Source organism: Romboutsia sp. (assembly GCF_035470145.1).
In the GTDB taxonomy this organism is placed as follows: domain Bacteria; phylum Bacillota; class Clostridia; order Peptostreptococcales; family Peptostreptococcaceae; genus Romboutsia_D.
The window spans coordinates 1-8149 of record NZ_DATIRC010000247.1 but is presented as its reverse complement, the minus strand read 5'-3'; the positions used below and the strand labels follow the sequence as shown (position 1 = coordinate 8149).

Genomic DNA, 8149 nt, shown 5'->3' with positions numbered 1-8149 from the left:
GGTCCTATAAATCCAAAAAAATCTCCTTGTTTTATACTTAAATTTATATTTGATATCGCTCTTGTTTTGTTATAATCTTTAGTTAAATCTTTTATTTGTATAGAAAACAATTTATATCCCTCCTCAATATTATAACTTAATTGACTTATTAGTCACTTTAATTGTAATTTCAGTTGACTTGTTAGTCAATAACTATATTTTTATTAGTGAATTATTTTTTAAAATATAAAAGTGATATAGCATATATAGATACTGTATCACTTATTATTTATGATTTATTATTTATGATTTTTAATCATTTCACTTCTATTATATAAGCAACAGTTTGAGGTGGTATACTCAAAGTCATTACATTAGAATGGTAAACAAAAACTGTATCACCTACTTTTAGATCTTCTACAGGTATTTCATTATAATCATGATTTAGTATTATTGTTTGTTTTGAATAAACTAGTTTTGTAAATGTATAAATATTATTAACATCTTCTGCTATAGTTATATACTTATAATCCTCTTTTGAGCTACTTTTAACTTCAACTATTATACCTTTTCTGTAACTACAATACTTCATAGTGTATATCCGCCCCCTTAATGTTATTTTAAATGATTTTCTATGTTGTTATATTTATATTATTCATTAGATAAATTTTGGTGTAGGTTTTTATAAAATTAATATAATGAGTAACATACTATTATATATTTCCATATTTTAATATATAGGCTTAAAAAACTTAATTCTTATCTTATAAAGAAACATACTAAAATGATAAAGATTTAAAGTTTGTCAACAAAGGGGGATTTTTATGAGACCAGATATAGATTTAAAATTCATATCTATAGAAGATGTTTATAAAACTATAGAAAAATGTGATAATAAGAAGCTTAAAATAACTTATTGTTCATTAACTTTAAATAAGCAATGTATTACAACTAAAAGTGCAGTTATTAAGATAACTAAAATTCATAGAAACTGTGATTTTATAGAAGGTGTAATTTTAAGAGATAATGAACCATATGAGGATATAATATTAAAATATAATCAAATACTAAGTATAGAATGTGTTAAAGGTGGACAAAAACCTGAAAAACCATCTATTTTTGATACTATAAGAAATTGTAATGGATTAGTTCGTATAACTCAATGTATTAAACTTGATAAGGGTGTATGTAAAGATAGTAAAACATTCCCATTTATGGTAACACAACTTGATGAAAAAAATAAGAATATAAAGGGTTATAGGATAAGAAGTAATAAACAACCTGAGTACATGGTAATTGATGCTAGCGTAATATTAAAAGTAGAGTGCTTGGCACCTAAAGAGGGTATTAATCTACCTTGGATGATATTACCTTTTAATTAACTATTTATTATAACTAAATTTTTGTGCTAAAAAAACGCAAATATTATTTATTTAATAGTTGCGTTTTTTACATTAGATATACTATTCTCTTAGTTCATCTTCACTTATTATATATTCTTCATCTACAGATAAATCTTCTAAGTTTAAATTTAAGACTTCTTTTATAGACAATATTAAATCTTCTTTAAATTTTTTATTTTCTTCCTTATATATTTTTCGTTGTTGTTGTATTTCATTTTTAATACTCATCAAATTTTCATCAACATTAATCAAATGCTTTTTTAAATAATCTATGTCTTCCTTTATACCCTCTTTATATAAAGTTAAATTGATCAACTCATTATACTCATTATTTACACTTTGTTGAGCCTTTTTCAACTTATTTATACTATGTATTAAATCAATCGACTTTTCTGTTAAGTCTTCAGCTTTAGTTAACTCATAAACTTCAGACATAGAAGAATCTAATTTTTCTAAAACTCCTTCAAGGCCCATAAGTGCATTAGTTAACTTTTCACTTTCTTCTAAGCTTTTTTCAAACTTATTTACTAAATTTAGTATATTACTTTCATTCATATTTATCACCTAGTTTTCATATCTTTGCTTTAACATTGTTAATGTCTCTTTCATATAATTTATATTTTTATTTATTTTATCATCTATGTACTTTTCATATAATAAATAAAATTCATTCATCCAAGCTTCCTTGCTATCTTTTTGAAGTGCTACTTGTAGAGGATTTAATCCTATTTCTTTAAATTCATTTAGAATTTCTTCATAATCTTTATTACTTAATACATAACATTTAAGTACTTTTGTGTAATTTTCAACTTCCATATAACATTCGCTAGCAAGGTTATACTCTTTTAATTTTAATAATTTACTACCAGCTTCAGAGTACTTTCCTTTTTCCGTTAGTAACAAAGCTTCACATCTTTTTATATGATGGTTTATATTTTTTACATTAGACTTTTTATATTGAGCTATTGCTTGTTCATATTTTTCTTTTGACTCTAAATACTTACCTTCATTAAAGTAATCATCATCATTTGATATATAATCAAACATTAATACAGTTTCATCAAATTCACTTACTTTTTGAATGTATTTTTTTATTTCATGATATAAAGCTAAGTCTTCTTTTTCTTCATAAAAACAAATATAATCTCTAGCACGAGTTATAGCTACATATAGCATATTAAAATAATATCTATATAATGAGTGATTATCATAGCTTACACCATTAAAAATTTCATCCCATTTTTCTTTATGCTTAGATATTATGTTGTAACATATAATATATTTTTTTTCTATACCTTTAATTTCTCCTAGTGTAAATACACTATCTTCTATGCCATACTCATACTTTAGTTTTAATTTTTCTTCTTCATCACAAACTACTATAGCTACATAGTGTCGATCTTTTACCATATTTAAAAGCTTTTTTTTATTATCTTCATCGTTTCTTAATAAAAATGGATTATTAGTACTTTCTCTTATTGGCTTTTCTATATAATCATTTCTTTTATTTTTATATAGCTTTTCTATTCTTAAGTTAGCAATTTCATTAGATAAATCAACTATATCACTACAGCTTCTATAATTAGTATAAAGAACTTTTTTATAAAACTTGTCATTGTAACTGTTGTTCATAAATAAAGTTTCTATACGAGTACTATTGAAAAATGTTGGATTTATAGTTTGATTAAAGTCCCCACTAAATAAGATGTTGTGTGGATTTTTTACTAATTTGTACATAAGATATATTTGTATTTCTGTTAAATCTTGAATTTCATCTACTAATACAAAATCGTATTTCTCTATTTTGCCATTATTTAAGTTTTTAAGTACAATTCTAGTTATATCATTTTCATCATGTAAACTATTTTCATTTAACCAATTTTCATATTTAATTGCTATGTCATATATAAGACTTCTATCTTCTTTACCATAAATAGAGTACTCGTTTGGCAAGTTTAAATAGCTATTTTTATCTATTATTTTTTGATTTATTATTTCTTCTTCTATTTTAGCTTCTATATTTCCTAAATCATTTAAAATATTAGTTTTATTTTCTACATTGCTATTATCCAAATTTCTTTTTATTATATCAATATTAGTATTTAATACAACGTTAGCTTCAGTAACTTGTGCAAATTGTTTATTTTGTAAATAATCTATAGTATCTACACCATAGTCACATATTTTAAATTCAACATATGGCATCCAATTTATACCCACTAAACCTTTTATTATGCCTCTTATTTCTTTGTATATATCAAATACATCTATAAATGATTTTTTTAGTTTATTACTTCTATTTGCATTAGTATAAAACCAATCCTTAAACTTATAAAAATCAACTGCCTTGGTTTTATCAGACTTATTGTATAAGTATTTACTTAGGTACTTAAAACTCACTTTACTATTCAAACTAGACTTACCATTTTGAGAGCATATATATTCAAACATAGAACTTGTTTCATTCATTAAAAGTTTAGAATATGTAAAATATCCAATATTAATTTCATGGTCTTTGTATAAAGAATATATTTTATTTATCCCTACTGTTGTTTTACCACTGCCTGCACTACCAAATAAAAATAGAGGTGTTAAGTCATATCTTAAGCATTCTTCTTGTTCTTCATTAAGATAATAGATTGCATTTTTCTCATCTTTTTTTATTAGTTGAAGCAATGTTTTATTATCTACAATACGAGTTATTATTTCTTCTGGATTATAATAATAAGTTTTATAATTTTCATCTATTAATTCTTCAAATTTTTCTTCACTATTTAAATTATTGTAATCTACATTTAGATTTAAGCTTTTCCCTCTTTTTATTTGGTTATCATGATTACAATAGTCTAGTATTATTAAAGCATTTTCTACTTTAAATTCGTTTTTCATATGATTTACCTTAGATGCAAAAGTAAAAAGTACTCTATTTGCTATATCTACTCTAAATTTAAATATATTGTCATTTCCTTTTATTTTTCTTACTGAATAACTATTGGGTATATTTTTTATCTCATTATTATTCTTTTGTAATTCATTTATAAAGCTATCTACCTTCTCTAATATAAAGTCTTTTCTTTCCTTTGGTAAATTCTTTATAAAGTTTTCTGTTATAAGCTTTTTCATAGTCTTACGTCCTCTAGAGAAAAGGGGTTATCTATAATACATCTTTTATAACCCTTAATGCATTTTTATACATCATCTTTTCTATTTCATCTTCTTTAAATCCACCTTTTAAAAGTGCATTTTGTAATTTATCCATTTGACTTATATTTTCCATTTCAAGACCATTAGGTATGCCATCAAAATCAGAACCCATAGCTACCACATCTATTCCACCAATATTTGCTATATGTTTTATATGATTTACAATATCCTCAACCTTCGATACATACATATCTCCCAAGAAAAACTTACAAAAGTTTAGTCCTGTAACCCCACCGCTATTTGCAAGTACTTTTATCATATCATCAGTTAAGTTTCGAGTAACATCTGTTACACTTCTAGCATTTGAATGTGATGCTATAAAAGGCTTTTTAGAAATTTCAGCTACATGATAAAATCCTCCATCATTTAAATGAGATACATCTACTAACATTCCTAGTTCGTTCATAGCTTCTACAGCTTCTACTCCAAATGGCTTTAGTTTTGTAGCTTCATATCCTATTTGACTATGAGGGTATCCTATTTCATTTTCATAATTCCAAGTTAAAGTAATTAATCTAACCCCTTTTTCATATACCTTATGTAAATTTTCTAATTTGCCATTAACTGCTCCACCTTCTTCTATTGAAAGTATTGCTGATATTTTATTATTTTTTTCATTTTCTAATATTTCATCATAATTTCTAGCTAAGGCTATTGTTTCCTTATTTAGCTCTAATTGTTCAAAGAACTTATCTGCCATATTTTCAAATCTATTAAATGGGTTATTTCTATGATTATCTAAGTCAAAGTAAAGTGCAAATACTTGCGCTAGAGAGTTTGCCTTTTGTAGTTTTTGTATATCTATTGAAAAATTATTCCTATATAAATTGGACTTTGGGTAGTCCATTAGTTTATCTATTGTATCACAGTGTAAATCTATTAATTTCATATTATCATCTCCTTATTTTAAAATTATAACATAACTTACCATATTAACTCTAAGTATTAAATAATAAATATATGAAAAAGTGTGCACCTTCCTTAGGGTAATTATATTAACACTTTAATTATCGACTCTTTAAAAGAATACACACTTTATTTTACAAACACCTTCTAGAGATATTTTTTATTGAAATTTATTAAAGTAAAAAAAATTTCGTTACCAAATTCAACTAAGTTAGTCTTATAAAAATTTCTTATAATTATTGATATTAATAGATTTATTTTTTTACTAAACCTATAATTAAACATGGGGGCGATATTTTTTGGATAATTTAAATAAGTTTAAAGATGATAACAAACTATGGAATAAAAATTTCTTTCTACTATGGCAAGGTCAGTTAGTTTCTTGTTTAGGAGATGCTTTTTATTCTATAGCTCTTGGATTTTGGGTTTTAGATAAAACAGGTTCATCAACTATAATGGGTATACTTATGGCAGCAGTTAGCATTCCAAGAATAATTATTGGACCATTTGCAGGTGTCATAGTTGATAGGTTTGATAGAAAAAAACTTATACTTTTAAGCGATTTTATAAGAGGTATAGGCATGCTGTTTGTTGGATATGCTACATTTAATGATTTTTTAGAAGTATGGATGGTTATTGTAATTGGCGTTATTTGTGGTATTTGTTCTGCATTTTTCAACCCAGCTATGAGCTCTATAGTTCCAGATTTAGTATCTAACAATAATCTATTAAAAGCAAACTCTGCTCAACAAATGGCAACATCAACTACAAATTTAGTTGGAACTATGTCTGGTGGATTTATTTATTCGATTTTTGGTGCATATGCTATGTTTTTATTCAATGGAATAAGCTATATATTATCAACTATAAGTGAAGTATTTATAGATGTACCTAAAATAGAGAAAAAAAATACACAATTAACTTTAAAGGAAGATTTTAAAGAGGGATTAAAATTCACCTTTAAATTGAAAGGATTAGTGATACTAATCGGAGTTGCGTTGGGTCTTAATTTCTTCTTTGCAATATTTTCTATTCTTATGAAACCTTGGTTTAATATGGACCCATCTTTAGGTGTAGCTAAATATGGAATTATAACAGCCTTTGAAAGTGTGGGGATAATTATTGCTAGTATACTTCTTACTAATATAAATATAAATCCACAAAATAGATCTAAAGTCATGTTATCATCATTATTTTTACAAAGTATTTTTTTCTTTTTAGGGGTGTTTATAAATAAGTTTTATATTATGTGTGTATGCTTTTTTATTGCTTGCTTTTTTAATACAGTATCTAATACTGTCAGTACTTCAGCTATGATGCTTACTATACCTCAAGATATGAGAGGAAAGGTAATGTCTATTGCAACTACATGTTGTATGGCAATTCATCCTATCGGAACTTTAATTGGTGGGGTACTTGGGGATATATTCGATCCTAGGATTATTATTATCATATGTTTTACTATTTGTATAATAGGAACTATACCTATATTCTTTAGTAAAATCACTAAAAAGGTATTAAATTATAATCCAGAAACTCAAACATTAGAGGATATAAAGAATTAAAAAATGACCTATAATGAGAATATAGATAGATTTGTGTAAAAACAAATTTACCTACATCCTCATATAGCTAGTTCTTTTGATTTTTTAATTTATAAAATATTACTTAATTTTATCTACAATATTAGTTAGTATTAAGTCTAGTTCATCACTAACTTCAGTTACTCCATGATGAGTTATATTTACAATTTCTTTAGTCATAGGAAGTTCTCCAAGTAAATTTAAGTTCATATCACTTAAAAATTTATTTGTTTCCTCTCCATCAAATAATTTAATTTTTTTACTACAATCAGGGCATTGTATATAACTCATATTTTCAACAACGCCTAAAACATTTACATTAAGCATCTTAGCCATACTTACAGCTTTTGAAACTATCATAGATATCATATCTTGTGGAACTGATACCATAACTACTCCACTTAATGGTATAGATTGCATTACTGTTAAAGCTACATCGCCTGTGCCTGGAGGCATATCAATTAATAAATAATCAAGTTCTCCCCACATTACATCTTTATAAAATTGCTTTACAGCATTTCCAACCATAGGACCTTTCCATACTATAGGTTGATTTTCATTATCTACCATAAAATTTATAGACATCGTTTTAATATTATCTATACTTTCTACTGGATAAATATCTTTTCCAGTAGAAAAAGCTCTTTCATTTTGTAGTCCCATAAGTCTTGGAATACTTGGACCTGTTATATCTGAATCAAGTATTCCTACTTTATATCCCATTTTGTTTAACTTCTTGGCAAGTAGTACTGTTACTGTTGATTTTCCAACCCCACCCTTACCACTCATAATACCTATTATCTTTTTTATTTTGTTGTTAGGATTGTTTTCTATATTACAAGTTGCTTTACTACTACAACTATTTTTTGATGGACATGAATTACAGTTTGACATTTTACATTCCTCCAATTCTTTTGTTAGATTAATACTGATTTATTTAAAGCTTATCTATATGTATAAAACATTTATATTAATATTTTATATACCCATTATATTTATTTAAAAACAATTATAAGTAATGGCAATTATCTATTTTATATAATTACCATTACTTATAATTAAAATTCCATAGGT

7 protein-coding genes are annotated in these 8149 nt (G+C 25.2%); 2 read left to right on the top strand and 5 right to left on the bottom strand.

What is annotated here, in order from left to right; translation table 11 throughout:
- Positions 1-295: 295 nt before the first annotated feature.
- Complete coding sequence (locus tag VLM92_RS10745; protein ID WP_325276345.1) at positions 296-571, bottom strand: hypothetical protein; 276 nt, start codon at positions 569-571, stop codon at positions 296-298.
- A gap of 232 nt (positions 572-803) precedes the next feature.
- On the opposite strand from VLM92_RS10745, the gene VLM92_RS10740 reads away from it, so the two are divergent.
- A complete protein-coding gene (locus VLM92_RS10740; RefSeq protein ID WP_325276344.1) occupies positions 804-1361 on the top strand; it encodes a hypothetical protein in 558 nt (185 codons plus the stop codon).
- 81 nt (positions 1362-1442) lie between these two features.
- Here VLM92_RS10740 and VLM92_RS10735 read toward each other — a convergent pair whose 3' ends face one another.
- The 3 genes from VLM92_RS10735 to VLM92_RS10725 are packed head-to-tail and all read right to left on the bottom strand — an operon-like array spanning position 1443 to position 5475.
- Positions 1443-1937 (bottom strand): hypothetical protein, encoded by a 495-nt coding sequence (locus VLM92_RS10735; RefSeq protein ID WP_325276343.1) that lies wholly within the window; start codon positions 1935-1937, stop codon positions 1443-1445.
- Between the two features lie 9 nt (positions 1938-1946).
- On the bottom strand, positions 1947-4505 hold the full coding sequence (locus VLM92_RS10730) for a UvrD-helicase domain-containing protein (RefSeq protein WP_325276342.1): 2559 nt from the start codon (positions 4503-4505) through the stop codon (positions 1947-1949).
- Positions 4506-4536: 31 nt separating this feature from the next.
- A complete protein-coding gene (locus VLM92_RS10725) occupies positions 4537-5475 on the bottom strand; it encodes a dipeptidase (protein ID WP_325276341.1) in 939 nt (312 codons plus the stop codon).
- A gap of 316 nt (positions 5476-5791) precedes the next feature.
- On the opposite strand from VLM92_RS10725, the gene VLM92_RS10720 reads away from it, so the two are divergent.
- Positions 5792-7057 carry an MFS transporter gene (locus tag VLM92_RS10720; protein WP_325276340.1) on the top strand — a complete coding sequence of 422 codons (1266 nt, stop codon included), beginning with the start codon at positions 5792-5794 and terminating at the stop codon, positions 7055-7057.
- Positions 7058-7156: 99 nt separating this feature from the next.
- Here the strand turns inward: VLM92_RS10720 and VLM92_RS10715 are convergent, their stop codons facing one another.
- Positions 7157-7969, bottom strand: coding sequence for an Mrp/NBP35 family ATP-binding protein (locus VLM92_RS10715; RefSeq protein ID WP_325276339.1), 813 nt, complete (start codon positions 7967-7969; stop codon positions 7157-7159).
- Positions 7970-8149 lie beyond the last annotated feature (180 nt).

Coding starts and splice junctions, on each gene's coding strand:
- VLM92_RS10745 (WP_325276345.1), bottom strand. CDS start 571: ATGAAGTATTGTAGTTACAGAAAAGGTATAATAGTTGAAGTTAAAAGT.
- VLM92_RS10740 (WP_325276344.1), top strand. CDS start 804: ATGAGACCAGATATAGATTTAAAATTCATATCTATAGAAGATGTTTAT.
- VLM92_RS10735 (WP_325276343.1), bottom strand. CDS start 1,937: ATGAATGAAAGTAATATACTAAATTTAGTAAATAAGTTTGAAAAAAGC.
- VLM92_RS10730 (WP_325276342.1), bottom strand. CDS start 4,505: ATGAAAAAGCTTATAACAGAAAACTTTATAAAGAATTTACCAAAGGAA.
- VLM92_RS10725 (WP_325276341.1), bottom strand. CDS start 5,475: ATGAAATTAATAGATTTACACTGTGATACAATAGATAAACTAATGGAC.
- VLM92_RS10715 (WP_325276339.1), bottom strand. CDS start 7,969: ATGTCAAACTGTAATTCATGTCCATCAAAAAATAGTTGTAGTAGTAAA.